26 protein-coding genes are annotated in these 23,683 nt (G+C 66.7%); 8 read left to right on the forward strand and 18 right to left on the reverse strand.

Annotation, left to right across the window (positions count from 1 at the left end; all coding sequences use genetic code 11):
* The coding region (locus tag EPO55_RS14375; protein ID WP_296337605.1) for an enoyl-CoA hydratase/isomerase family protein at positions 1-300 on the reverse strand (300 nt) is incomplete at its 3' end.
* A complete protein-coding gene (locus tag EPO55_RS14380) occupies positions 301-1,098 on the reverse strand; it encodes an enoyl-CoA hydratase-related protein (protein WP_296337606.1) in 798 nt (265 codons plus the stop codon). It abuts the gene before it with no gap.
* 97 nt (positions 1,099-1,195) lie between these two features.
* Here EPO55_RS14380 and EPO55_RS14385 point away from each other — a divergent pair, with 97 nt between their 5' ends.
* Positions 1,196-1,642, forward strand: coding sequence for a flavodoxin domain-containing protein (locus EPO55_RS14385; protein WP_296337607.1), 447 nt, complete (start codon positions 1,196-1,198; stop codon positions 1,640-1,642).
* Positions 1,643-1,648: 6 nt separating this feature from the next.
* On the opposite strand, the gene EPO55_RS14390 is transcribed toward EPO55_RS14385, so the two are convergent.
* The 3 genes from EPO55_RS14390 to EPO55_RS14400 form a co-directional block, all read right to left on the reverse strand.
* Positions 1,649-2,731 carry an adenylate/guanylate cyclase domain-containing protein gene (locus tag EPO55_RS14390; protein ID WP_296337608.1) on the reverse strand — a complete coding sequence of 361 codons (1,083 nt, stop codon included), beginning with the start codon at positions 2,729-2,731 and terminating at the stop codon, positions 1,649-1,651.
* Positions 2,732-2,832: 101 nt separating this feature from the next.
* Entirely contained in the window at positions 2,833-3,726 is an 894-nt protein-coding gene (locus tag EPO55_RS14395; RefSeq protein ID WP_296337609.1) for an SDR family oxidoreductase, read from the reverse strand.
* 58 nt (positions 3,727-3,784) lie between these two features.
* Positions 3,785-5,035 carry a thiolase family protein gene (locus EPO55_RS14400; RefSeq protein WP_296337610.1) on the reverse strand — a complete coding sequence of 417 codons (1,251 nt, stop codon included), beginning with the start codon at positions 5,033-5,035 and terminating at the stop codon, positions 3,785-3,787.
* A 159-nt stretch (positions 5,036-5,194) separates the two neighbouring features.
* Here EPO55_RS14400 and EPO55_RS14405 point away from each other — a divergent pair, with 159 nt between their 5' ends.
* Positions 5,195-6,598 (forward strand): FAD-linked oxidase C-terminal domain-containing protein, encoded by a 1,404-nt coding sequence (locus EPO55_RS14405; protein ID WP_296337611.1) that lies wholly within the window; start codon positions 5,195-5,197, stop codon positions 6,596-6,598.
* 14 nt (positions 6,599-6,612) lie between these two features.
* Here the strand turns inward: EPO55_RS14405 and EPO55_RS14410 are convergent, their stop codons facing one another.
* Positions 6,613-6,924, reverse strand: a complete 312-nt coding sequence (locus tag EPO55_RS14410; RefSeq protein ID WP_296337612.1) for an EthD family reductase — start codon at positions 6,922-6,924, stop codon at positions 6,613-6,615.
* Between the two features lie 63 nt (positions 6,925-6,987).
* Here EPO55_RS14410 and EPO55_RS14415 point away from each other — a divergent pair, with 63 nt between their 5' ends.
* Positions 6,988-8,202 carry an alpha/beta fold hydrolase gene (locus tag EPO55_RS14415; RefSeq protein WP_296337613.1) on the forward strand — a complete coding sequence of 405 codons (1,215 nt, stop codon included), beginning with the start codon at positions 6,988-6,990 and terminating at the stop codon, positions 8,200-8,202.
* Positions 8,203-8,252: 50 nt separating this feature from the next.
* Here EPO55_RS14415 and EPO55_RS14420 read toward each other — a convergent pair whose 3' ends face one another.
* Together EPO55_RS14420 and EPO55_RS14425 are read right to left on the reverse strand one after the other, a co-directional pair.
* Positions 8,253-8,600: a RidA family protein gene (locus EPO55_RS14420; RefSeq protein ID WP_296337614.1), complete on the reverse strand. Its 348-nt coding sequence runs from the start codon at positions 8,598-8,600 to the stop codon at positions 8,253-8,255.
* 40 nt (positions 8,601-8,640) lie between these two features.
* Positions 8,641-8,991 carry a RidA family protein gene (locus EPO55_RS14425; protein ID WP_296337615.1) on the reverse strand — a complete coding sequence of 117 codons (351 nt, stop codon included), beginning with the start codon at positions 8,989-8,991 and terminating at the stop codon, positions 8,641-8,643.
* A 92-nt stretch (positions 8,992-9,083) separates the two neighbouring features.
* Here EPO55_RS14425 and EPO55_RS14430 point away from each other — a divergent pair, with 92 nt between their 5' ends.
* Complete coding sequence (locus tag EPO55_RS14430) at positions 9,084-10,304, forward strand: CoA transferase (protein WP_296337616.1); 1,221 nt, start codon at positions 9,084-9,086, stop codon at positions 10,302-10,304.
* A 66-nt stretch (positions 10,305-10,370) separates the two neighbouring features.
* On the opposite strand, the gene EPO55_RS14435 is transcribed toward EPO55_RS14430, so the two are convergent.
* Positions 10,371-11,954, reverse strand: coding sequence for a peptide chain release factor 3 (locus EPO55_RS14435; protein ID WP_296337617.1), 1,584 nt, complete (start codon positions 11,952-11,954; stop codon positions 10,371-10,373).
* 171 nt (positions 11,955-12,125) lie between these two features.
* On the opposite strand from EPO55_RS14435, the gene EPO55_RS14440 reads away from it, so the two are divergent.
* Together EPO55_RS14440 and EPO55_RS14445 are read left to right on the forward strand one after the other, a co-directional pair.
* A complete protein-coding gene (locus tag EPO55_RS14440) occupies positions 12,126-12,845 on the forward strand; it encodes a hypothetical protein (RefSeq protein WP_296337618.1) in 720 nt (239 codons plus the stop codon).
* Positions 12,846-12,849: 4 nt separating this feature from the next.
* Positions 12,850-14,280, forward strand: a complete 1,431-nt coding sequence (locus tag EPO55_RS14445) for a M20 family metallopeptidase (RefSeq protein ID WP_296337619.1) — start codon at positions 12,850-12,852, stop codon at positions 14,278-14,280.
* On the opposite strand, the gene EPO55_RS14450 is transcribed toward EPO55_RS14445, so the two are convergent.
* Positions 14,277-16,085 (reverse strand): ATP-binding cassette domain-containing protein, encoded by a 1,809-nt coding sequence (locus EPO55_RS14450; RefSeq protein ID WP_296337620.1) that lies wholly within the window; start codon positions 16,083-16,085, stop codon positions 14,277-14,279. The genes EPO55_RS14445 and EPO55_RS14450 overlap by 4 nt on opposite strands.
* An 80-nt stretch (positions 16,086-16,165) precedes the next feature.
* Here EPO55_RS14450 and EPO55_RS14455 point away from each other — a divergent pair, with 80 nt between their 5' ends.
* Both EPO55_RS14455 and EPO55_RS14460 read left to right on the forward strand, forming a co-directional pair.
* On the forward strand, positions 16,166-17,131 hold the full coding sequence (locus tag EPO55_RS14455) for a hypothetical protein (RefSeq protein ID WP_296337621.1): 966 nt from the start codon (positions 16,166-16,168) through the stop codon (positions 17,129-17,131).
* A 15-nt stretch (positions 17,132-17,146) separates the two neighbouring features.
* Positions 17,147-17,476, forward strand: coding sequence for a DUF1491 family protein (locus EPO55_RS14460; RefSeq protein ID WP_296337642.1), 330 nt, complete (start codon positions 17,147-17,149; stop codon positions 17,474-17,476).
* A 7-nt stretch (positions 17,477-17,483) separates the two neighbouring features.
* Here the strand turns inward: EPO55_RS14460 and EPO55_RS14465 are convergent, their stop codons facing one another.
* From EPO55_RS14465 to scpB, 8 genes are all read right to left on the reverse strand, one after another.
* Positions 17,484-18,326 carry a peptidoglycan DD-metalloendopeptidase family protein gene (locus EPO55_RS14465; RefSeq protein ID WP_296337622.1) on the reverse strand — a complete coding sequence of 281 codons (843 nt, stop codon included), beginning with the start codon at positions 18,324-18,326 and terminating at the stop codon, positions 17,484-17,486.
* A 64-nt stretch (positions 18,327-18,390) separates the two neighbouring features.
* A complete protein-coding gene (locus tag EPO55_RS14470; RefSeq protein WP_363719132.1) occupies positions 18,391-19,023 on the reverse strand; it encodes a protein-L-isoaspartate(D-aspartate) O-methyltransferase in 633 nt (210 codons plus the stop codon).
* Between the two features lie 30 nt (positions 19,024-19,053).
* Entirely contained in the window at positions 19,054-19,851 is a 798-nt protein-coding gene (gene surE / locus EPO55_RS14475) for a 5'/3'-nucleotidase SurE (RefSeq protein WP_296337624.1), read from the reverse strand.
* Complete coding sequence (serS, locus tag EPO55_RS14480; protein WP_296337625.1) at positions 19,848-21,134, reverse strand: serine--tRNA ligase; 1,287 nt, start codon at positions 21,132-21,134, stop codon at positions 19,848-19,850. Before serS ends, surE begins: the two co-directional genes overlap by 4 nt.
* A 3-nt stretch (positions 21,135-21,137) precedes the next feature.
* On the reverse strand, positions 21,138-22,001 hold the full coding sequence (tatC, locus tag EPO55_RS14485) for a twin-arginine translocase subunit TatC (protein ID WP_363719127.1): 864 nt from the start codon (positions 21,999-22,001) through the stop codon (positions 21,138-21,140).
* Between the two features lie 71 nt (positions 22,002-22,072).
* Positions 22,073-22,576 carry a Sec-independent protein translocase protein TatB gene (gene tatB, locus EPO55_RS14490; RefSeq protein WP_296337626.1) on the reverse strand — a complete coding sequence of 168 codons (504 nt, stop codon included), beginning with the start codon at positions 22,574-22,576 and terminating at the stop codon, positions 22,073-22,075.
* 44 nt (positions 22,577-22,620) lie between these two features.
* Complete coding sequence (locus tag EPO55_RS14495) at positions 22,621-22,899, reverse strand: twin-arginine translocase TatA/TatE family subunit (RefSeq protein WP_296337628.1); 279 nt, start codon at positions 22,897-22,899, stop codon at positions 22,621-22,623.
* A 104-nt stretch (positions 22,900-23,003) separates the two neighbouring features.
* Positions 23,004-23,678, reverse strand: a complete 675-nt coding sequence (gene scpB, locus EPO55_RS14500; RefSeq protein ID WP_296337630.1) for an SMC-Scp complex subunit ScpB — start codon at positions 23,676-23,678, stop codon at positions 23,004-23,006.
* Positions 23,679-23,683: the final 5 nt, after the last annotated feature.

A 23,683-nucleotide genomic window follows, 5' to 3' on the forward strand; every position in this document is an offset into this window, starting at 1 on the left:
CTTGGGGATGGTGCGCATGAGGCGGATCACGGGATTGAAGTATTTGTCGAGCGCGGCGCCGGAATCGGCGGTGGCGCTGGCCTCGCGATCGGGATCGGCCAAGTCGGCGCCGGCGCAGAAACCGCGGCCCGCCCCGGTGATCAGCACGGCGCGCACCGAATTGTCGGCCGCTAGCTCCTCCCAGCAGGTTTTTATCTCGGCGATCATCTTGCGCGAGACGGCGTTGAGGCGATCGGGCGCGTTGAAGGTGAGCGTGGCCAGGCCATTGTCCTTGGCCAGCAGGATGGTGTTGTAGGTCATTCAGCGTCCCGTGAAGTTGGCCGGCCGCTTGGCGAGGAAGGCCGCCACGCCTTCCTTGAAGTCGGCGCTGCGGCCCAGTTCGCGCTGGGCGTCGCGCTCGAAATCGAGCTGCTGGTCGAGCGTGTTGGTGCCGGCGCGGTTCATGGCGTCCTTGATGGCGGCGTAGGAACGCGTCGGGCCCGCGGCGAGCTTGCGGGCGACTTTGCCAGCCTCGTCCATCAGGGTCGCATCGTCGACCACCTGCCAGACCATGCCCATGCGTTCGGCCTCCTCGGCCGGCACGGAAGTGCCCAGCATGGCGAGCGCTCGGGCGCGGGCGTCGCCCACGGTGTGGGGCAGGAACCAGGTGCCGCCGAGATCGGGGATCAGCGAGATACGCACGAAGGCCTGGTCGAAGCGGGCGGAACGCGCGGCCAGGACGATGTCACAGGCGAGCGCCAGGTTGGCGCCGCCGCCGGCCGCGACGCCGTTCACGGCGGCGACGACGGGCTTCGGCAGCGCCCGGATGGCGCGGATCATGGGATTGAACAGCCGGTCCATTGCGATGCCGACATCGGGCCTGCCGTCGGGGCCGGCCACACCGGGGCCGGAACCCGCGAGGTCGGCGCCGGCGCAGAAGCCGCGGCCGGTGCCGGTCAGCAGCACTGAGCGCACGGCGTCATCGTCGCGGGCACGGGCGAATTCGCGGATCATCGCCTCGATCAGCGGATGGCTCATGGCGTTCAGCCGCTGCGGGCGGTTGAGCGTCAGGGTGAGGACGCCGCCCTCAAGGGCGGCAAGGACGGGTGTTTCTTCCATGAAGCCCAGACTGGCATGCGCCCACCCTCACGCCAACCGGGGCCGCGCCAACCGGTCGCGTCGCAGGGCGGCACGCGGTCCCGTATGTCCCTTGGCAATGGCCAGCATCCTGATCCTGGTCGGTACCGAATCGGGCAACGCCCAGATGGTGGCCGACGCTCTGCAGCCGGTGCTGAAGGCTGCCGGCCATTCTGTCGACGTCAGCGACAAGGCGGCCCGCGCCACCGACTTCCTGGGCAACGACGTGCTGCTGGTGGTCTGCGCCACGCACGGCTCGGGCGACATCCCGACCAACATCCTGCCGCTGGCCGAGACGCTGGAGCACGACAGGCCCGATCTCTCCGGTCATCGCTACGGCATCATTGCGCTGGGCGACATGACCTACCAGGACACGTTCTGCGGCGCCGGCAAGAAGCTCGACGAGATTTTCGCACGCTGCGGTGCCGCGCGCATCGGCGAGCGGCTGGAAGTCGATGCCTCGTCGCAGCCCCTGCCCGACGAAGAGGCCCTCACCTGGATCGAGGGCTGGAAGGCGCTGGTCTGACCGGACTCAGTCCGGAAGCGTAAAAATCTCGACCGGCTTCGGCACACCGCGCAGGCGGTGGGTGCCCAGCGATTTCATCGGTTGCATACAAACCTCGTTGAAGTCGGCCGAGGCGCAGACTTGGACGCCGAGCGCCTTGGTGAGGCCCTCCAGTCGCGACGCCCGATTGACCGCGGAGCCGATGACGGTGAAGTCGAGCCGGTCCTCGGTGCCGACGTTGCCGAACGTCACGGTGCCGACATGCAGGCCGATGCCGAAGCGCACCGGATCGGCGCCGCCAGCGGCGCGCGCCTCGTTGGCCGCCTCGATGTCGCCGATCACCTGCCGCGCGGCGTTGAGCGCACCGGCCGTCACCATGGGCAGGAACAGCGCGTCCTCGGCCGGGAAATAGGCCATCACGCCGTCGCCGACGAATTTCAGGATCTCGCCGCCGTGCGCCGCCAGCGCGTTGCCGACGAGCTGGAAATAGTTGTTGAGAAGTTCGAGCACCTCGCTGGGCTGCAGCCGCTCGTTCAGCCCGGTGAAGTCGCGCAGGTCGGAGAACCACAGGACGGCGCGGATCTCCTCGCCGTCACCGCGGCGGATCGCACCATTCAGGATGCGCTGGCCGACCTGGCGGCCGAGATAGGTGTTGGCCACCGTGTCGGCGATGCTGTGCTCGATGTGCATCTCCGTCACGGCGCCCATCATGTCGATGAGACGATGCATGTCGTCGATGTCGGCGGCGGAGAAGCCGCCCTCGTGGTCGGTGGCGAAGGTCACGACCGGCATCGGCCGGCCATGGGAGATGCGCATGGAAAGTGCGTAGTAGTCGGTGCCGCCGGCGGCGCGGACCTCGTGCAGCACTTCATGGTTGCTTTCGTTGAGCTCGGCCAGCCGGTAACGCACGGGCCTGGCCTGCTCTCGGGCCTCCTGCATGGGGCTGCCGATATAGGCGGGCGTGAACTGGATGCCGTAGCCGCGCGCGATTGCCTGCACCGGCTCGCCGCGTCGCCACATGAAACCCATCGCCTGGAGCTGCGGGTGGATGAGTTGCAGGCCGATATAGAAGCGCCAGATCGGCAGGCCCGCCTCGACCACGCGATCCATCAACTGCGCAATGAAATCGACCGGCGTCGTGAGCAGGCGTCCGTCACGGATGAGCCATTCCGCTACCGGGGCCAGCCGATCGCGCGCGGGAGGCTCCGCGTTCAGGAGCCCACCACAGCAGCGACTTCTTCGCCGGAGGTGCGGAACACGCGGCCGGCCGACACGTCGGCGATCTTCTCGATGTTGTCGGCCACGTCTTCGATCGTGGGTGCGCGGCCCGCAATGCGCACGCCCTCGGCCTCGCGGTATTCGATGCGCGCGAAGGTTCCGGCGCCAGCGCTCCAGATGTCCCCGGTGCGCTGGCACTGCTCGCTGCAGAGCCAGGCCACCATCGGCGAGACGAATTCGGGGCGGAACTTGTCGAGCACTTCCGGGGTCATCAGGCTCTCGGTCATGCGCGTGGCAGCGACCGGCGCCAGCGCGTTGATCATGATGTTGTACTTCTGGCCCTCCAGGCGAAGCGCATTCATGAACCCCACGACGGCGAGCTTGGCGCCGCCGTAGTTCGCCTGGCCGAAGGTGCCGTAGATGCCGGAGTTCGACGAAGTGACGACGACGCGACCATAGGCCTTGGCGCGCAGGATCGGCCAGGCCGCATGCGTCACGTAGGCGGTGCCGAGAAAATGCACTTTTACGACGAAGTCGAAATCCTCCGTCGTCATGTTGTGGAAGGTCTTGTCGCGCAGCACGCCGGCGTTGTTGACCACGATATCGACCGTGCCGAAGGAATCGACGGCAGTCTTGACGATGTTGGCGGCGCTCTTCGGATCGGCCACCGAATCGTAGTTGGGCACGGCCTGGCCGCCCGCCGCCTTGATCTCGGCAACCACCTTGTCAGCGGCGGCATGATCTCCACCTTTGCCATCCACCGCACCGCCGGGATCGTTCACCACCACCCTGGCGCCGCGGCTCGCCAGCAGCAGCGCATGCGCGCGGCCGAGCCCGTTGCCGGCGCCAGTGACGATGGCGACGCGATTGTCGAAGCGGATGGTCATTGCCGTGTCTCCCCCGAGTTCATGCCGGAGACACCATGTTGGATGTTCCGGGACGGTTTCAAGGGCGCTGTAGAATCACCACCGATGCCACGGCTTCTTCCATGCCGATGAGGCCGCCGCCGTTCTCGGCGATTGCAACTTCCGCGCCCTTGACCTGACGCGGCCCGGCCTCGCCGCGGAGCTGCATGGCGAGTTCGGCCAGCATCGAGAGGCCGGTGGCGCCGACCGGATGGCCCTTCGACACGAGACCGCCGGAGGTATTCACCGGCAGCTTGCCGCCGGGGCCGGTCGCACCCGAGCCCACGAACTTGCCGCCCTCGCCCTCGGGGCAGAAGCGCAGCATCTCGCACTGGTAGATCTCGCAGAAGCTGGTGGCGTCGTGCACCTCGGCAACGTCGATGTCCTCAGGCCCCAGCCCCGCCATCTTATAAGCCTTGTCGGCGGCAGCACGCGTCAGGCCGGGCCGGTCGAGCTCGCGGTACATGCCGCCGGAGAAGCCCACGCCCGCGATCCTGATGGCCCGCGCCTGCACATCCTTTGGCAGCTTCTCGAGATATTCCTTCGAACAAAGCAACGCCGCCGCCGCGCCATCGCCGATCGGCGCGCACATGGCGCGGGTCAGCGGATACGACACCGGCCGGTCCTGCAGTACGGCCTCCTGCGTCATCTGGAACCGGTACTGCGCCTTTTCGTTCAGCGCGCCGTAATTGTGGTTCTTCGCGGCACCAGCCGCGATCTGCTCCTGCGTGGTGCCGTACTTCCACATGTGCCACTTGGCCTGCATGGCGTAGGTGTCCATGAAGATGGTGCGGTCGGGCCCGGTCTCGAACTTCGAGCCGATCATGGCACCGACCTTGTTCATTTCCTCGAGCAGCCTCTCGTGCTGGCTGGTGATGTAGCCCTGGTTGAAGAGGCCCGCCGTGCGCTCGGGCGCATCGGGGCTGAAGAGCTTTTCTATGCCGATGCAGAAGGAGAGCTCGTGGGTGCCGGCCAATATGTCCTTCCAGGCGCCCATGAAGGCGGTCGAGGCGGTCGCACAGGCGTTCTCGACGTTGAACATCGGCACGCGCTCGGGAAACAGCCCCTCCTCGACCAATGGCTGGAACAGCGCCTGGGCGCGGATCGAATTCTGGCCCCAGAAACCCATGCCGCAATTGCCCATCCAGCCCGCCTCGATATCGGCACCGGTCTTCATGCCGGCATCCGAAAGCGCGCCGACATAGGCCTCGCGCGCAAGATCACCGAAGCTGAGCCCCGGGTGCTTCTTGAAGACCGTAGTATAGGCGCCGATCACGTAGACATCGCGCATGGCAGCGTTTCCTCAGGTTGGCTTTCCGGCCATTTGAGCGTATCCAATCGCCCTGCGCTAGCCATCCTTCGCTGCTCCGCAGCTTCGGATGGCTTGAGCAACCGATTGATAGAGGTCCTCCGAAGCTCCGCAGGAGCGAAGGGGGCTAGGAGAACGAACATGGCCGCTGCGGCCCCGGCAAGCCCCCTCAACGTCGACAGCACCATCGCCGAGCTGAAGAAGCTCTACGGCGACCGGCTCAGCACCGCGCACGCTGTACGCGAGCAGCACGGCAAGGACATTTCCTACCACGAGGCACACCTGCCCGACGCCGTGGTCTTCGCCGAATCGGCCGAGGAGGTGCAGCAGATCGTCAAGCTCTGCGCCCGCCTCAAGACCCCCATCATCGCCTTCGGCACCGGCACCTCGCTGGAGGGCCATATCAGCGCGCCCAACGGCGGCATCTCGCTCGACGTCAGCCGCATGAACAAGGTCGTGCAGGTGAACGAGGCCGATCTCGACGTGGTGGTCCAGCCCGGCGTCACCCGCAAGCAGCTCAACGAGTATATCCGCGCCACCGGCCTCTTCTTCCCGATCGACCCCGGCGCCGACGCCTCGATCGGCGGCATGGCGAGCACGCGCGCGTCAGGCACCAACGCGGTGCGTTACGGCACCATGCGCGAGAATGTGTTGTCGCTGCAGGTCGTGACCGCCGACGGCCGCCTCATGCGGCTGGGCGGCCGCTCGCGCAAGTCGAGCGCGGGCTACGACCTGGTGAAGCTGTTCGTGGGTTCGGAAGGCACGCTCGGCATCATCACCGAAGTCACGCTCCGCCTCTACGGCATTCCCGAATCGATGGTGGCGGCGACATGCGCCTTCGACAGCCTGGAGGGCGCGGTCAACACCGTGATCCAGACCATCCAGTCCGGCATCCCGGTGGCGCGCATCGAGCTGATGGACACCGAGACGGTCGACACGGTGAACAAGTATTCCAAGCTCAGCCTGCCAGCGAAGAACCTGCTGCTGCTGGAATTCCACGGCACCGAGGCCGGGACCAAGGAACAAGCCGAGATGGTGCAGGCGATCGCGGCCGATCATGGCGGCGGCGACTTCGCCTGGACCAGCCAGGCCGAGGAACGGACCAGGATGTGGCAGGCGCGCCACGACGCGGCCTGGGCCGCCAAGGCCGCCAAGCCCGGCTGGGGCATGTGGGCGACCGACGTCTGCGTGCCGATCTCCAACCTCGCCGAATGCATCCTCGAGACGCAGAAGGACATCGTGGCCAACGGGCTCTACGCCCCCATCGTCGGCCATGTCGGCGACGGCAACTTCCATCTCACCATGATGGTCAACCCCGACGACCCGACCTACCTGAAGCGGGCCGAGGGACTCAACGACCGCATGATCGCCCGCGCGCAGCACCTCGGCGGCACCTGCACCGGCGAGCACGGCGTCGGCATCGGCAAGATCAAGTACCTCTACAAGGAGCACGGCGAGGCGATGTCGCTGATGCGCTCGATCAAGAAGGCACTCGATCCCGACAACATCATGAACCCGGGCAAGATCATCGGGCCGATCAATTAGACCGCCGCCGTGTCCTAGAGCGGGGCGCTGACCTGGGTCACGGGCTGGATGGTGGTGAAGTTGGCAATGTCGCCGAACACTTCGGCAGCGCGCGGTCCGGTGAGGCTCGCCTGCAAGGCGGCGGCACTTTCGAAGCTGAGGTGGGCCATGGCCAGGTAAGGTGCCGCCCCGCCGTCGCCAGCCGAGAGGCCGTGGAATACCTGCACGCCAGCAAGGCCTGTCGACTTGAAGGCCTTCTCCACGAGCGGAATATGGGTGGCGTTGTAGTAGGCGGCGTCGAAACGGGCGCCGTCGGTGGCGGGATAGAAGACGCTGAAGACGACCATGGGAAATCCTCGTTGCTCTGGGTGGTGGCATGGACCTTAGGCCGGTGATCGGGTTTAAGGTTCTTGGACGATCTGAAAAGCTCTGAAAGGCATATGAACGGCCAATCCCTTCCCGAGGTCGCCTTCGGCCCTTTCCGGCTGGACCTGCGCAGCCGGCGCCTGTCCAGGAATGGAGTCGCCGTTGCCTTGGGCGAACGCGCATTTGATGTGCTCCGCGCGCTGGTCGTTGCCGAGGGTGCGCTGGTCACGAAGTCAGATCTGATCGCGCAGGTCTGGCCGAGCGTCACGGTCGAAGAGAATAACCTGCAGGTGCAGATCTATGCCGTTCGTCGCGCGCTCGGCGAGGATGGCGACAGCCGCGGCTATGTCCGCACGGTCTCGGGGCGCGGCTATCGGTTTGTCGGCGACGCGCCGGCCGCCGGCGAGGCCGCGACAGCGACCCTTCCGGCTCAGGAGATCCGGTACTGCCGAATGGTGGACGGCGCCCATCTGGCGGTCGCCACTCTCGGTGAAGGACCACCCGTGGTCCGCGCGCCGGTCTGGATGAGCCATGTCGAGCACGACTGGCGCTCTACGATCTGGCGCGAGATCCTGACCGCTCTTGTCGGCGCCCACCGGCTGGTTCGCTACGATGCGCGGGGCACGGGTCTTTCCGACAGGGATGTAGAGATTTCCTTCGAAGCGGCAGTCAGCGATCTGGAAACAATCATCGATGCGCTGGGGCTAAAGCGCTTCGCTCTGCTCGGTATGTCACAGGGTGTCGCGGTCTCCATTGCCTACGCTGCGCGTCATCCGGAGCGGGTCAGCCGGATGGTGCTGGCCGGCGGCTATGCGCGCGGCTCGCTGGTGGTGACTCCGGAACGCGCGACGGCCGTGGAAGCCATGGCCACCCTCGTTTCAGAGAGATGGGGCAGCGACAATCCTGCCTTTCGGCAACTCTTCACTTCCTTGGGCTTTCCGGATGCAACCATGGCCCAGATCCACGAGATCAACGAGCTACAGCGCGTGTCCGCCTCGGGCGATACGGCGGCGCGGATTCTGAAGATGCTCGCCCGTGTGGACGTTTCGGCAGAACTCGCGCGGGTGCGTGCGCCGACACTGGTGCTGCACAGCCGCGATGACGCCTGGATACCGGCCGAGCGAAGCCGGGAGATTGCCCGTGGGATTGCCGGTGCCCGTTTTCACGAAATCGCCGGTGCAAATCATGTCGTGCTGCCGCAGGGACCGCTGTTCGACAGCTATATCGCCACGGTCCTGGCATTCCTCTCCGACGACTAAAAGCAAAGGGCCGGCGAATGCCGGCCCTTTTTCGTGACGATGGAGGAAACCTACTTGGCCGCCTGCACCATGATCTCGACGCTGAGGCCGGGGGCCGCGAGCTTGGCCTCGACGGTCGCACGGGCCGGCGCATTGCCGGGCGATACCCAAGCGTCCCACACTTCGTTCATCTGGCTCCAGGTCTTGATATCGGTCAGCCAGATATTGGCCGACAGGATCTTCGACTTGTCGGTGCCGGCCTCGGCCAGGAACTTGTCGATCTTGGCCAGGATCTGCTTGGTCTGGCCCTTCACGTCGGCCTTGGGGTCGTCGGCGGTGAGGCCGGCGAGATAGACCGTGTTGCCGTGAACCACCGCGCTCGACATGCGCGGGCCTGGGTTGATGCGCTTGACGCTCATGCTCTCTCCTCCTTGAAAACGGCCGCGACCTTAGCAGAGGCTAGAGCGCCGCGACGACCATGATTTCGATCTTCATGGCAGGGTCGTTCAGCCGGGCCTGCACAGTGGCGCGGGCCGGCGTCTGGCCGGGCACCACCCAGGTATCCCAAACTTTATTCATGGCAGCAAAATCTCCGATATCGCTGAGCCAGATCACCGCGCTCAGGATCTTCGTCTTGTCGCTGCCGCCCTTGACCAATAGCGAGTCGATCTCCGCCAACGCCTGCTTCACCTGGCCGGTGATGTCCTGCGCGGTGTCCTCCGGGATCATGCCTGAGAGGTACATGCGGTCGCCGTAGACGGTGGCCTCGCACAGCCGCGGGCCGGGATCGATTCGCCTGAGATCGCTCATGGCCGACCCTAGAACATTCCGCCCGCCGGCACGAGCTTCCGTTCCCCACGGCCTGTCGGTTCGCGATACAGTCCGCGACGGGAGGAACCACCATGATCATCAGCCGTCCGCTCGACGGAATGCTCGTCCTCGATCTGGGGCAGATCTACAACGGCCCCTACTGCGGACTGCAGCTCGGCTTCATGGGCGCCCGCGTGCTCAAGATCGAGCCACCGGAAGGCGATGTCGTGCGTCGTCGCAAGCGCGAGGTCGAACCCTGGCCGCTGGTCATGCTGAACTCCAACAAGGAGTCGGTGGTGCTCGACCTCAAGCAGCCACGCGGCAAGGAGATCTTCCTCGAACTCGTCGCCCAGGCCGATGTGCTGATCGAAAATTTCGCCGCCGGCGTGATGGACCGGCTCGGAATCGGCTGGGAGGTACTGAGCAAGCTCAACCCGCGCCTGGTCTATGGCGGCAGCTCGGGCTTCGGCCTCGACGGGCCCTATCGCGACCTGCCCGCCATGGACGTCACGGTCCAGGCAATGAGCGGCATCACCAACGCCACTGGCGATGCCGACGGACCGCCGACCAAGGCGGGGGCGGCCGTCTGCGACTTCCTGGCGGGCATCCATCTCTGCGCCGGCATCCTGGGCGCGCTGGTCCAACGTGAACGGACCGGCAAAGGCCAGCGCGTCGAGGTGGCCATGCACGAAGCGGCGGTAACATCGCTCGCCTCGGCCATGGGTGCCGTCATGGACGGCGATACCAACGTGCCGGACCGCACCGGCAACAGGCATCCGGCACTCGCCATGGCGCCGTACAACACCTACCCGTGCGCCGATGGCTATGTCGCGATCTTCACCGCCGCCGAGCGGCACTGGCATTCGATGTGCAAGATGCTGGGCCGCCCCGAGCTGCTGGACGAGCCTGGACTGTCGAGCACGATCGGCCGCGCCAAGCGCATGGCAGAGGTGGACGACATCGTGTCGGCCTGGACGCTTAAGCGCTCGAAGGCCGAAGTGCTAAAACGCCTCAACGAGGCACACGTGCCCTGCGCGCCGGTGAAGACGGCGCGCGAGGTGGCGACCGATCCCCATCTCGAGGCCCGCGGATTCTGGGTCGATACGAACCATCCGCGCCGCGGCAAAACCCGCGTGCCGATCTCGGCCATTCGCCTGCACACCGGCGGCAAGTCGGAAATCCGCTCGCCGGCGCCAACGCTCGGACAGCACACCGATTCGATTCTCGGCGAGTTGCTTGCGCTCAAGGCCGATGAACTGGCCCGCCTGCGCGCCGACGGCGTCACCAGGCCAGTGACGGAGAAGAAGGCCTAGACTCATCGGAGCGCGCCACTCCAGTGGCGCAATCATGAGCGCCACTGGAGTGGCGCGCTCCGATGACTAAGAACGCTCTCTAATATCGGAGAACTTTATCTTCGGGCTCTTCTCGGCGACGTAACCCAGCTCCCAGGCATTGCGCGCGAGAAACACCGGTGAGCCGTCGCGGTCCTCGGACATGCCGCCGCGGTTGGCCGACATGAACTCTTCCAGGTCGGCCTTGGTCTCGGCCGAGATCCAGCGCGCAGTCTCGAAGGGTGCCGGCTCGAGGTCGATCTTGACCTGGTATTCGGCGTCGACACGCGTCTTCAAAACATCGAGCTGCAGCTCGCCGACCACGCCCACGATGTGGTCGCCGCCGATGACGCGGCGGAACACCTGGGTGACGCCCTCCTCGGCGAGATCCTCGAGGGCGCGCTTGAGCTGCTTGGACTTCATCGGGTCCTCGAGCCTGACCCGGCGCAGGATTTCCGGCGCGAAGTTCGGGATGCCGACGATCTTGATCTGCTCGCCCTCGGTCAGCGTGTCGCCGACCCGGAGCACGCCGTGGTTGGGAATGCCGATGATGTCGCCGGGCCAGGCCTCATCCACGATCTCGCGCTCGCGGGCAAAGAACAGGATCGGCGAATTGACCGTCAGGACCTTGCCCGTGCCCATCTGTGTGAGCTTCATGCCGCGCTTGAACCTGCCGCTGCAGAGCCTGAGGAAGGCGATGCGGTCGCGGTGGTTGGGGTCCATGTTGGCCTGGACCTTGAACACGAAGCCCGAGACCTTGGGCTCGGTGGGCTCGATCGGCCGCGGCTCGGCCGGCTGCGGCCGGGGCGGCGGCGCCCATTGAGCGAGCGCGTCCAGAAGCTCACGCACCCCGAAATTATTGTAGGCGCTGCCGAAGAACACCGGCGTCAGATGGCCGGCGCGATAGGACTCGATGTCGAACGCCGGATAGCCGGCGCGTACCAGCTCGACGTCCTCGGCGAGTTTGGGATCGGTGATCTCGTAATTTTCGATCAGCTCGCCGATGCGGCTGCGGTCGGCCGTGTCGAACACCAGCATGCGGTTGTTGGCGAGATCGTAGGTGCCCTTAAAGTTTTGACCCGAGCCCTGCGGCCAGCTCATCGGCGTGACGTCGAGGGCGAGCGTCGAGGCGATCTCGTCCAGGAGCTCGATCGGGTCCTTGGACTCGCGGTCCATCTTGTTGATGAAGGTGATGATCGGCACGTCGCGCAGCCGGCAGATCTCGAACAGCTTGCGGGTGCGCGCCTCGATGCCCTTGGCCGCGTCGATCACCATGACGGCCGAATCGACGGCTGTGAGCGTGCGGTAGGTGTCCTCGCTGAAGTCCTCGTGGCCCGGCGTGTCGAGCAGGTTGAACACCGCGCCGCCGTACTCGAAATGCATCACCGAGGTGGTGACCGAGATGCCGCGCTGCTGCTCGATCTTCATCCAGTCCGAGCGGGCGCGCCTTGCATCGCCGCGCGCCTTCACGGCGCCTGCGACATGGATGGCGCCGCCGAACAGCAGCAGCTTTTCGGTGAGCGTCGTCTTGCCGGCGTCGGGATGGGAAATGATGGCGAACGTCCGCCGCAGGCCGGCGGGATGGCCGGCGAGGCGGGCGTCTTGCTCAGGAACAACGGCTGAATCGGGCACTTCTGGCGAAACCTTCGGGGGTGCGAGGGGGTAGCGGACAGGCCCTGCGGCGTCAACTCGGCCATGGCCACTTCTCCCGCGCCGCCGGCTTGGTGGCGTTGCCGGGGTTTGTTAGTACAGCGGCGGTCTTTTTCCGGCGCGGCGTGACTTTGGATGAGTGGATTTGGGTGAATGGGTACGTTTTGGGCTGTCTGGAAGCCGGTCGCGCTTCGCGTGTTGAAAGAGTCGCTGATCCCCCTTGCCGGTGGCGCCGTCTACGGCGCGATCGTTGGATACGCCAAGCAGTCGTCCCTCGACGGTGTGTCGGCAGGCGGCATGGTGTTCTTCTGCCTGCTTGCCGTGCAGGGCCAGATCTTGCGGGGGGCTGCGAACGCACGAGACGACCAACCTGTCCCGGAGGCAGGCGACGATTTCGTCAGCATCAGGAGCGGCATCGAAGAGCTGAAGGCGCAAGGCGCCTTGCAAGAGGTCGGCCCGGAAAAACTGGAAGACGGTCAGAAAGCGCTGTTCCGGAACCTTGCCCAGTCACCGGCCAAGAGGGCGCCTGTGGAGGCGCTCGTGCCCAAGCAGTTGCTTGATCTGAAGATGCCGTACCAAGCCGTGCTGAATGCGGCCGTGAATTTCGAACGCGAGGTCAGGCGCAGGGCGGATATTCCGGGTGGACGGACAGTTCCCCTGGCGCGCCTGTTCCTTCAACCGCAATTCAATCTGTCGCAGGAGAAGATCCAGCAGCTCGACACCTTGCTACGGGTAAGGAACAGCATCCTCCACGGCTTCGAGACCCTCGTCGATCCCCTCGAGGCGGCGGAGCTCGTCGCCGCCTACGACAGGGCCGCGTCGTGGTTCGAACCTCCCAAGGACGGACAACGGCAAAACACGGGGCTAGACTGACGCCATGAACAGCAACCAGCTCAAGACATTCATCGACACCTTCTGGGACGACGCGATCGTCCCCTCCCTCGTCGACTACATCCGCATCCCCAACAAGTCCCCGGCCTTCGACCCAAAATGGGAAGAGCATGGCTACATGGAGGATGCGGTGACGCTCATGGTGGACTGGGCGCGCCCGCACCTCGCCGCGTTTCAGGGCGCGACGCTGGAAGTCGTGCGCCTGCCCGGCCGCACGCCGCTGATCTTCATCGAGGTGCCCGGCGACGATAACGACGACACGGTGCTGCTGTACGGCCATCTCGACAAGCAGCCCGAGATGGTGGGCTGGGCCGAGGGCTTGGGACCTTGGATCCCCGTGCTGAAGGGCGACAAGCTCTACGGCCGCGGCGGCGCCGACGACGGCTATGCGATCTATGCCTGCTTCGCCGCCTTGCTGGCACTGCGCGAGCAGAAGGTGCCGCGCGCCCGCTGCGTCATCATGATCGAGGGCTGCGAGGAATCCGGCAGCTACGACCTGCCCTTCTACGTCGACCACCTGATCGAGCGCATCGGCGACCCGTCGCTGGTGGTCTGCCTGGATTCAGGGTGCGGCGACTGGGACCGGCTCTGGCTCACCACCTCGCTGCGCGGCATCGCCGCCGGTACTCTGAAGGTGCGCGTGCTGAACGAGGGCGTGCATTCGGGCGACGCGTCGGGGATCGTGCCCTCCTCCTTCCGCATCCTGCGCGGATTGCTGACGCGGCTGGAGGACGAGGCGACCGGCGAGATGAAGCTGCCGGAGCTCTTCGTGCAGATTCCGCCACAGCGCATCGCGCAGGCTTCGGAGGCCGCGCGCGTGCTTGGCGAGGAGGTCTATCGCAAGTTTCCCTTCGCCGGGACCACGAAGCCGATGGTCGAGGATCTCGGCCAGATGGTGCTGAACCGCACCTGGCGGCCACAGCTCGCGACGACGGGGATGGCGGGCTATCCCGAGCCGGTCGACGCCGGCAACGTGCTGCTGCCATACACCGAGGCCAAGATCAGCGTGCGCACGCCGCCGACGCTCGACGCCAGGGAAGCCGTGAAGGCGATCAAGAAGGCGCTGGAGGCCGATGCGCCCTACGGCGCCACCGTCGAGTTCGATGCCGGCGAAGGCGGCCAGAGCGGCTGGCATGCCCCGCCGCTGGCGCCCTGGCTGGAAAAGGCGGTGACGGAAGCCTCGCAGGAGGCCTTCGGCCAGCCGGTCGCCTACATGGGCGAAGGCGGCACGATCCCCTTCATGGGCATGCTGGGCGAGAAGTTCCCGAAGACGCAGTTCGTCATCACCGGCGTGCTCGGCCCGCACTCCAATGCCCACGGTCCCAACGAGTTCCTGCACATCCCGACAGGGAAGCGCGTGACGGCGGCAACAGCGCGGCTGATCGCGGCGCACTATAACCGCAAGCGCGCGGGTTAGCTGCCCAGCTCTTCCTTCAGCATCTCGAGTTCCAGCCACTCGGTTTCGGCGGCTTCCAGCTCGGCCTGGGCGGCGCCCAGACGGGCGCTCTTGGCGGCGAAGGCCTTGGGATCGCGGCTGTAGAGAGCGGGATCGGCCATCGCCGTGTGGATGGCGGCCATCTCGGCGTGGAGCGCATCGATCTTCTTGGGCAGTTCGACCAGTGCCCGCTCGCGCTTATAGCCCAGCCGCTTGGCCACGCTGCCGTTCTCGCGCGGCGCGGCGGGCTTCTGCCTGGCACGCGACGGCGTGACGCCCGTGGGCTCCACGCGCGGTCCGCGCTGGCTCACATAGTCGCTGTAGCCGCCGGCATATTCGACCGCCGTGCCGTCGCCTTCCAGCGCAATGGTCGAAGTCACGAGCCGGTCGAGGAAGTCACGGTCATGGCTCACCAGAAGCACGGTGCCGTCATAGTCAGCCAGGGCTTCCTGCAGGAGATCGAGCGTGTCGGCGTCGAGATCGTTGGTGGGTTCGTCGAGCACGATCATGTTGGAGGGTGCGGCCAGCGCCTTGGCCAGCAGCAGGCGGTTGCGTTCGCCGCCCGAGAGCGTGCGCACCGGTTGGCGCGCCTGCTCGTCGCGGAACAGGTATTCACGCAGATAGGTCATCACGTGCGTGGGATGGCCGCGCACCAGCACATGGTCGTTGCGATCGGCCAGGATCTCCCACGGTGTCTTGTCGGGATCGAGGCCGATGCGGCGCTGGTCGATCACCACCGGCAGCAGGTTGGCGCCGAGCTTCACGGTCCCTGAATCGGGTGCGAGCTCGCCCATCAGCATTTTCAGCAAGGTCGTCTTGCCGGCGCCGTTGGGGCCGATCAGGCCGATGCGGTTCTTTCGGAAGATGCGGGTCGAGAAGTCCTCGACGATCACTTTCTCACCCCAGCGCTTGGAGATGTTGCGCGCGGTCACCACCAGCGCGCCCGAGGCCTCGGCCTGACCCGCCTCGATGGTGGCGCGGCCGACCGGGCCGATCTGCTCGCGGCGCTGCTGGCGAAGCGCGTTCAGCGCCCTGAGCCGGCCCTCGTTGCGCGTGCGGCGTGCACGGATGCTCTTGCCCGCCCATTCGGTCTCGCGCTCGATCAGCCGGTCGAGCTTGTGCCGCTCCGTGGCCTCGCGCTCGATGATGTCGGTCGACCAGGCCTCGAACTCGCCGTAGCCACGGTCGAGGCGGCGCACGATGCCGCGGTCGAGCCACAGCACGGCGCGCGACAAGGTCGTGAGGAAGCGCCGGTCATGGCTCACCAGCACATAGGCGCCGCGCCACTTCGAGAGCTTCTCTTCCAGCCATTCGATGGTCGGCAGGTCGAGATGGTTGGTGGGCTCGTCGAGCAGCATGACGTCGGGCTCGCCGACCAGCACCCGAGCCAGTGCCGCGCGCCTCGCCTCGCCGCCCGACAGCTCGCCCGGCTGCCGGTCGCCGTCGAGCTTCATCTCCTCGAGGATGGCGGCGATACGGTAGTCGGACGGTCCCAGCGAATCGGGGAGCACGGAGGCGACATAGTCCGCGACGCTGGCATGGCCGGCAAAGTCGGGCTCCTGCGGCAGGGTGGCGATGGTGGCGCCAGGCTGGGCGAAGCGGGTGCCGCCGTCGAAGATCGGCTGGCCCGCCAGGATGCGCAGCAGGGTCGACTTGCCCGCGCCGTTGCGGCCGACCAGCGACAGGCGTTCGCCGGGCGCGATACCGAGGTCGACGCCGTCCAGGATCGTCTGGTCGCCGAGGTGGAAGCGGATGCCGGTCAGCGCAAGAAGGGGTGGGTCAGCCATCGGTCATAAGTTTGGTGGGCCGGTGTCATGGCCGAACCTGTCCCGATGGGCAAGGACAACCGGTAGGGCTAGGATCGCGCATGCTGCGGGCCGTGGGGGAACCAAGGCGGATCGACCGTGCCATCAGACGCCTGCAGGGCGCGCTGAAGGGCGTACCCGCGCGCGCCGTGCGGCTGACCTGGCGTGGCGGCGAGCTCGTCACCACAATCCACTGGGCGCGCGACGATCACTTCTGGTGGGCCTTCGAGCCACGTGCTGCCAAGCCAGGCAGCCCCGGTAAATCGACCGGCGCCCGGCATGCCCTGTTGCTGGGGCATGCCGCCCATCCGCCGACCAAGCGCGAGAGCATCACCTGCGAGATCAACCTGCCGCGCACCGGCGCCGACCGTAAAGTGGCCGGCATCATCGCCGCCGACGGCGAGGGCGCACTCTATCTCGCCCACTCCGGCCGCATGGGCGGGGCACGGCCGGGCCAACGCAAGGCGGGCTTCCGCGACTTCCTGGCCGACGGCGTGTGGCGGCCCCTTGTGTGGCCCGATGGCGCGGAGTCGGAGGCCCTGATCGTGGCGCCACTCGACAGCCCTCGCCTCACCCGCCTGCTCGGCCAGTTCGTCGACACCGTGCGCCGCTACAAGGCGGGCGAGGCGCCGGTGGCGCAGGCCGGGCTCTGCGTCGCGCCGCGCCCGGTCGACTCGGCCACCGCCGCCTGCGACCGGCGCCTGGTCGACGGCGCGCTGCATGAAGAACTGGTGAAGCGCGGGCTGTTCGGCGGCGCCGTCGACCTCTTCTCGCTGCGCGGCGAGCGCCCGCAACCGCTGTTCGCGCTGGTGGCCGATGGCCGGCCCGAGGAGCTGGCGCTGGCCGTGGGCTCGCTGTCGCTGGCCGCCGCACGCGGTGGGCGCGACGTCCGGCCGATCCTTATCGCGCCGGCGTCGCTGGTGGCGCGCGACGATGCCGCCCTGCAGGCCCTGCCCTTCGCCTGCGTCAGCTTCCGCTGGCGCGGCGCGCGCGCCATCTTCGATGGCCTCGACGACGCATTGGCGTAAGTTGGCCGGATGGTGATGGGTCTCACGACCGGATTATGGGTGAGCGCGCAGGTGCGGCTGTGCGATCGCGCCTTCATTCCGGCTACCGTGGTGCGGCGTGGCGATCCCGATGCCGGCACGGTACTGCTGAAGATCAACCGCTTCGAGGATGGCGTCACCGTCTTCACCCAGGCGAGCACGCTCGACGACGAGCCGGCATGGAGCCGCGGTACCGGGCCTCAGCCGGTGACCGAACCCGAGGCCGACGCCTACATCGCCCGCCAGGTCGCGCGCGACCCCGACCTCTGGGTCCTCGAGATCGAGGACCGCAGGAGCGTCTACAAACTCGACGGCAAGGTGGTCTGAACCGGCGCTATTGCGCCGGCAGCACGGTCATCGGATCGAGGGTCTTGTTGGCACGTCGCACCTCGAAGTGGACCTTTGCATCGGCCTTGGCGATGGCCTGGCCCTTCTTCACGGCGTCGCCCTTCTTCACCAGCAGCGACTCGTTGTTGGCGTAGGCGGTGATCCAGCCGCCGTTGTGGCTGACCAACACGAGGTTGCCCATGTTGCGCACTTCGTTGCCGGCATAGACGACGGTGCCGCCGTCGGCGGCCTTCACGGTGGCGCCCTTCTCGGTCTGGATGTCGATGCCGTCGTTCTTCTGCCCGCCGCTGGCGGTGCCGTAGCTGCCCACGACCTTGCCATTGACCGGCCAGGCGAAGCGCGGCGGCGGCGTGGCCGGAACGGTGACGCTGTTGGCGGCCGGGCTGAGCGGGGTCGGTTGGCCGGCCGGCTGGGCGGAGCGCGGCGCCTCGCCCTGGGCGGGCGGCGCCAGGCCTTCTCGCTTGACCGGGCCGGGACCGGCTGAGGTCGCGGTCTCACCGGGCACGGAGTCGGGGACATACTTGGCGCCCGGCATCTCCAGACTCTGGCCGGGACGCAACCTGTGGGGTGGCTGCAGCTTGTTGCGCTCAACGATGGTCTGGATCGGCACGCCGTACTTGAACGACAGGGCCTCGACCGTGTCCTTGTCTTTCACGACATAGACCGGCACCGCGTTGGGTCCGGCGCCGGAGCCCGGATATTCCATGGTGCCTTCGCGGGCACCCGTGAGTGTCGTGCAGGCGCCGAGCACGACCGACAGCACCGCCATTGTACCCAGCGTGCGCAACCGGCCGGCCCATCGCGAGGGGAAGCGAGGGGCTCTTTTCATGGACCCATTCTACTGCATCACGATTCCGGCGGGAATAGGTCGCTGCGCCCTGCCGGAGCGACCTTCATCCCTGTCCCAAGACAGGCAGCGGTCCGGTGACCAGCGGCACGAAGCGGACCGGCATCAGCGTGTCGCGCTGCAGCCCGCTCTCGCTCTTGACGATGCGCTCGACGACCTGGGCGGTGGGATCGCGGCCGACCGGCACGATCAGGATGCCGCCCATGGCGAGCTGGTCGATCAGGGCCTGGGGGCGTTCGTCGGCGGCGGCCGTCACGATAATGCGATCGAACGGCGCCTGGCCCGGCCAGCCCTTGCTGCCGTCGCCGATGTCGAACACGACGTTGTGGATGCGCAGATCGAGCAGCAGCCGCTCGGCTTCCCTGGACAAAGGCTTGTAGCGCTCGATCGAGTAGACGCGGCGCGCCAGCTTGGCCAGCACGGCGGCCTGGTAACCCGAGCCTGTGCCGATCTCGAGCACCTTCATGCGCGGGCCGACGCGCAGCGCCTCGGTCATGGCGGCGACGACCAGCGGCTGGCTGATGGTCTGGCCGAAGGCGATCGGCAGCGCGGTATTCTCCCAGGCACGCTCGACGAAGGGCGCCGACACGAAGCGCTCGCGGTCGACGGCGGCAATGGCCGCCAGCACGTTCTCATCGACGATGCCCGAATTGCGCAATTCGGCGATCAGGCGCTGCATGGCCGCGACGTTCACGGCGCCCGCCCCGCCCTAGTCTGCCTCGACGGGGGACGCCTCGAACTCGGCTCGCAGCCGGCGGCGCATGGTCTCGTGCGTGAGGTCGAGATGGAGCGGCGTCACCGAGATGTGGCCTGACCGGACGGCGGCGATGTCGCTCGCCTCGTCGATCTCGCCCTCCTGCGGCTGGTAGCCGATCCAGTAGTAGGTGCCGCCGCGCGGATCCCTGCGCTCGATGATGTGACCGCCGAAGCCCCGCGTGCCCTGGTGCGTGACCCGCACGCCCTTGACCGAGGCGGTGACGACGTCGGGGAAGTTGATGTTGACCAGGACGTTGCGCGGCCAGTCGGTGGCCAGCACGCGGCGCGCCACGGCGGCGCCGTGATGCGTGGCGGTGCCCCATTTCACCGGATGCTCGTGCGTATAGGCCTGGCTGAAGGCGATCGAGCGCAGCCCGAGCAGGCAGCCTTCCATGGCGGCGGCGATGGTGCCCGAGTAGGTCACGTCGTCGGCCATGTTGGTGCCGCGGTTGACGCCCGAGAGCACGATGTCGGGTTTGCGATCCTTGAGCAGGTGCTTTGCGGCAAACAGCACGCAGTCGGTCGGCGTGCCTTCGAGTGCGAACTTGGCCTCACTCACCTCACGCGCGCGAATCGGCCGCGACAGCGACAGCGAATGGCCGGCACCGCTCTGGTTGACCTCCGGGGCCACCACCCAGACGTCGCTCGAAAGCTGGTTGGCGATCTCGAGCAGTGCTTCCAGCCCTGGCGCATGGATGCCGTCGTCGTTGGTGACGAGGATGCGGGCCTTGGCGAGGTCGACCGGCTTCATTTGCGCGCAACCGGCGCGGGGATCGTCGCCAGACCACCCATGTAGGGGCGCAGCGCCTCGGGGATTGTCACCGAGCCGTCCTCGTTCTGATAATTCTCCAGGACGGCAACCAGGGTGCGCCCGACGGCGAGCGCCGAGCCGTTCAGCGTATGCAGGAAACGCGTGCCCTTGCCTTCCTTCGGCCTGTACCGCCCGCCCATGCGGCGGGACTGGTAGTCGCCGCAGTTCGAGCAGCTCGAAATCTCGCGATAGGCACTCTGGCCGGGCAGCCAGACCTCGATATCGTAGGTCTTGCGCGAGGCCGGCCCCATGTCGCCGCCGCACAGCACGATGGTGCGGAAGGCGAGCCCCAGGCGCCTCAGCACTTCCTCGGCGCAGCCGGTCATGCGCTCGTGCTCGGCCTGGGACTGCTCGGGCGTGGTGATGCTGACCAGCTCGACCTTGGGGAACTGGTGCAAGCGGATCAGCCCGCGTGTGTCCTTGCCGGCAGCGCCAGCTTCCGAGCGAAAGCAGGGCGTGAAGGCGGTGAAGCGCAGCGGCAGGTCCTTCTCGTCCAGCACCATGTCGTTCACCAGGTTGGTGAGCGGCACTTCGGCGGTCGGCACCAGCCAGTAGCCATTGTCGGCATGGAACATGTCCTCGGCGAACTTCGGCAGCTGGCCGACGCCGTAGGCGGCGTTGTCTCGCACCAGCAGCGGCGGGGCGACCTCGGTGTAGCCGCCCTCGACCGTGTGCAGGTCGAGCATGAATTGCGCCAGCGCGCGCTCCAGCCGGGCGAGATGCGCCTTCAGGAACACGAAACGCGAACCCGAGATCTTCGCCGCCTGGGCGAAATCCATCTCGCCGGTCGCCTCTCCCAACGCCACGTGGTCCTTGGGCGCGAAGCTGAAACTGCGCTGGTTGCCGTGGCGGCGGACTTCGACGTTGCCGTGCTCGTCGGTGCCTTCGGGCACCTCGTCGAGCGGCAGGTTGGGCAGCACTTCGAGCCGGTGCGTCAGCTCCTCGTCGAGGCGGGCCGCTTCGGTCTCGCCCTTCTTGAGGCTTTCCTCCAGCGCCGCGACTTCGGCCATCAGCGCCTCGGCCGGTTCGCCCTTGCGCTTGGCAATGCCGATCTGCTGGCTGAGCGCCTTGCGCCGGGCCTGCAGCCCCTCGCTCTCGGAGATGGCGGCGCGCCGGCGCTTGTCGATCTCGAGCAGCTCGGCGGCGAGCGGCGCCAGGTTGCGCTTCTTCAGGCCGGCATCGAAGGCCTCGGGGTTCTCACGGATGAAACGGATGTCGTGCATGGCCTAGCTCGCAGGATCCTTCGGCGCGGCCGCCGCCGTATCCTCGGCCTTCTTCTCTTCCTCGGCCGTCTTTTCCTTTTCGGATTCCTCGGCCTTCAGTTCGTCGGCCTCGGCTTTCTTGTCCGCGGCGTCGCGCTTCCGCTCGATCACGCGGCCGATCATGATGCTGAGCTCGTAGAAGACGAGCAGCGGGATGGCGAGGGCGAGCTGGCTCACCACGTCGGGCGGTGTCAGCACGGCGGCGACGATAAAGGCCACGACGATGGCGTAGCGGCGCTTGGAGCGCAGGCCCTCGGTGGTGACGATCCCGACCTGGACCAGCAGGGTCAGCAGCACCGGCACCTCGAAGGCGAAACCGAAGGCGAAGACGAGCTGCAGGATCCGCTCGAGATAGTCCGAGGAGCGCAGCGTCTTCTCGATGTCAGGCGGCGCATAGACCGTGAGCATGAAATTGATCACGTAGGGCAGCACGACGTAATACATGACCGCGCAGCCGGCATAGAACATGAACGGCGTGGCGACCAGGAACGGCACGAAGGCGCGCTTCTCGTGGCGGTAGAGGCCGGGCGCCACGAACAGCCAGATCTGTACCGCGATCAGCGGAAAGCCCACGATCAGCGCGACGAAACCCGACAGCTTCACCGTGACGAAGAAGAACTCGAAGATGTCGAGGACGATGACCTTGTAGCCGTCGGACAGCGCCGGCTGGATCAGGAACGAGAAGATCGGCTTGGCGAAGTAGAAAGTGACGAAAAAGACCAGGAAGAACCCGACCAGGGCATAGATCAGCCGTTTGCGCAGCTCGATCAGGTGATCGAGCAGCGGCATCGGCTTGTCGTCTTCGGGTCCGTCGTGCGCTTGGGTCAAGGTGTGCGTCGCGGCATGGCTGGCGCGTTATGCCGCCCTTTGCGCCTCAATTCAAAGCGCTAATTGGCGCTCTAGCCGGCGACCGCGGCCTTCGCCGGCTTCTCTTCGGCGAGCGTGGGCGCAATGGGTTCCACCGGGGCGGCGACTTCGGCCACCACGGGGGACGGTTCGGGCACCGGTTCGATCACAGCGGCTGCGGGTTCAGCAGTGGCGTCAGCGGCGATCTGGGGGGCCGATTCAGGTTCGGCCAGGGGATTGTCGATCGCGCTCTTGGCGTCGGCCAGGGCCTTCTCGCCCTCGGTCACGCCTTCCTGGATCATGCTCTTGATCTGCTTGGTCGGGTCGAGCGACTGCAGGTCGAGACCGGGTACGGCGTCGAGCTGCTTCTTCACGTCGTCGAGATCGGACTGGCGCACCATCTCGTCGACATGGCCGCGGAACTCCGACGCCATGCCACGCATCTTGGTCATCCACTTGCCCCAGCTGCGCAACAGGTTGGGCAGCTCTTTGGGGCCAATGACGACCAGCGCCACGATGGCGATGACGAGAAGCTCAGGACTGTCGATACCGAACATCGGCGTTCAGACCCGGACGCGAACTGCTGCGACCGTCGGCCCCGTCAGACCTTGGCGGCGCTGTCCTGGTGGACCGGGCCACCCGCCGAGGTCCCGGGGGGCGTGGTCGTGGCCTGAGCCGAGATCGGCTTGGCGGTGTCGCCCGGCTGTCCCGGCTGAGTCGGCGGCGTTGCTTCCTCGGGGGCCGCTCCGACGCCCTTCTTGAAGGCGTTCAGGCCCTTTCCGAAGTCGCCCATAAGCTGCGAGATCTTGCCGCGACCGCCGAACAGCAGCAGCACCACGGCCAGCACGATGAGCCAGTGCCATACGCTGAAGCTACCCATGTGAAAATGCTCCCAAAAACGATTTCGATCGGCGTATCGAATTCATGAGGGGTGAGTATGGCACCCCGGTCGAAGCCCCGGCAACCTGTCGAATGCGGCAGGATCTAGGCTGAACGAGCCGGTTCGTCGGCGGCGAGCGGCTCGTCGGCCTCGTCCTCGGCCGGTTCGAGCGGCAGATCCGGCTCATCCGGCCTGAATATGGGGGGCTGGGAGCGCGGGTCCAAGAGGCCGGCCGCCTTCAATTCTTCCTGCCCGGGCAGATCGTCGAGGCTGGGCAGGCCGAAATGCTCGAGAAAGAAATCCGTCGTGCCCCAGGTCACTGGCTTGCCCGGCGCCCGCCGGCGGCCCATCGGCTTGATCCAGTTCTGCTCGAACAGCAGGTCGAGCGTGCCCTTGCTCAGGCCGACGCCGCGCACCTGCTCGATCTCGGTGCGCGTCACCGGCTGGTGATAGGCGATGATCGCCAGCGTCTCGACCGAGGCCCGCGACAGCTTGCGCGTCACCGGCCGCTCGATCTTGAGCTTCTCCGACAGATCGGGCGCGGTACGGAAGGCATAGCCGCCCGCCACCATGATCAGGTTCACGCCACGCCCGGCATAGAGTTCGGCGAGATCGGCCAGCAGGCGCTTCACGTCGGCATCGTTGGGCAGCCGTTCGGCGAGTTCCTTCTCGTCGAGCGCCTGGGTGCCGGCGAAGACCAGCGCCTCCAGCAGCCGCAGATGTTGCGCGTGGTCGGGAGAGACGACGTCGGTCACGTTCTCGGGTGTGTTCTCTGACATGGGCC

This window comes from Reyranella sp., assembly GCF_004296935.1.
GTDB lineage: Bacteria > Pseudomonadota > Alphaproteobacteria > Reyranellales > Reyranellaceae > Reyranella.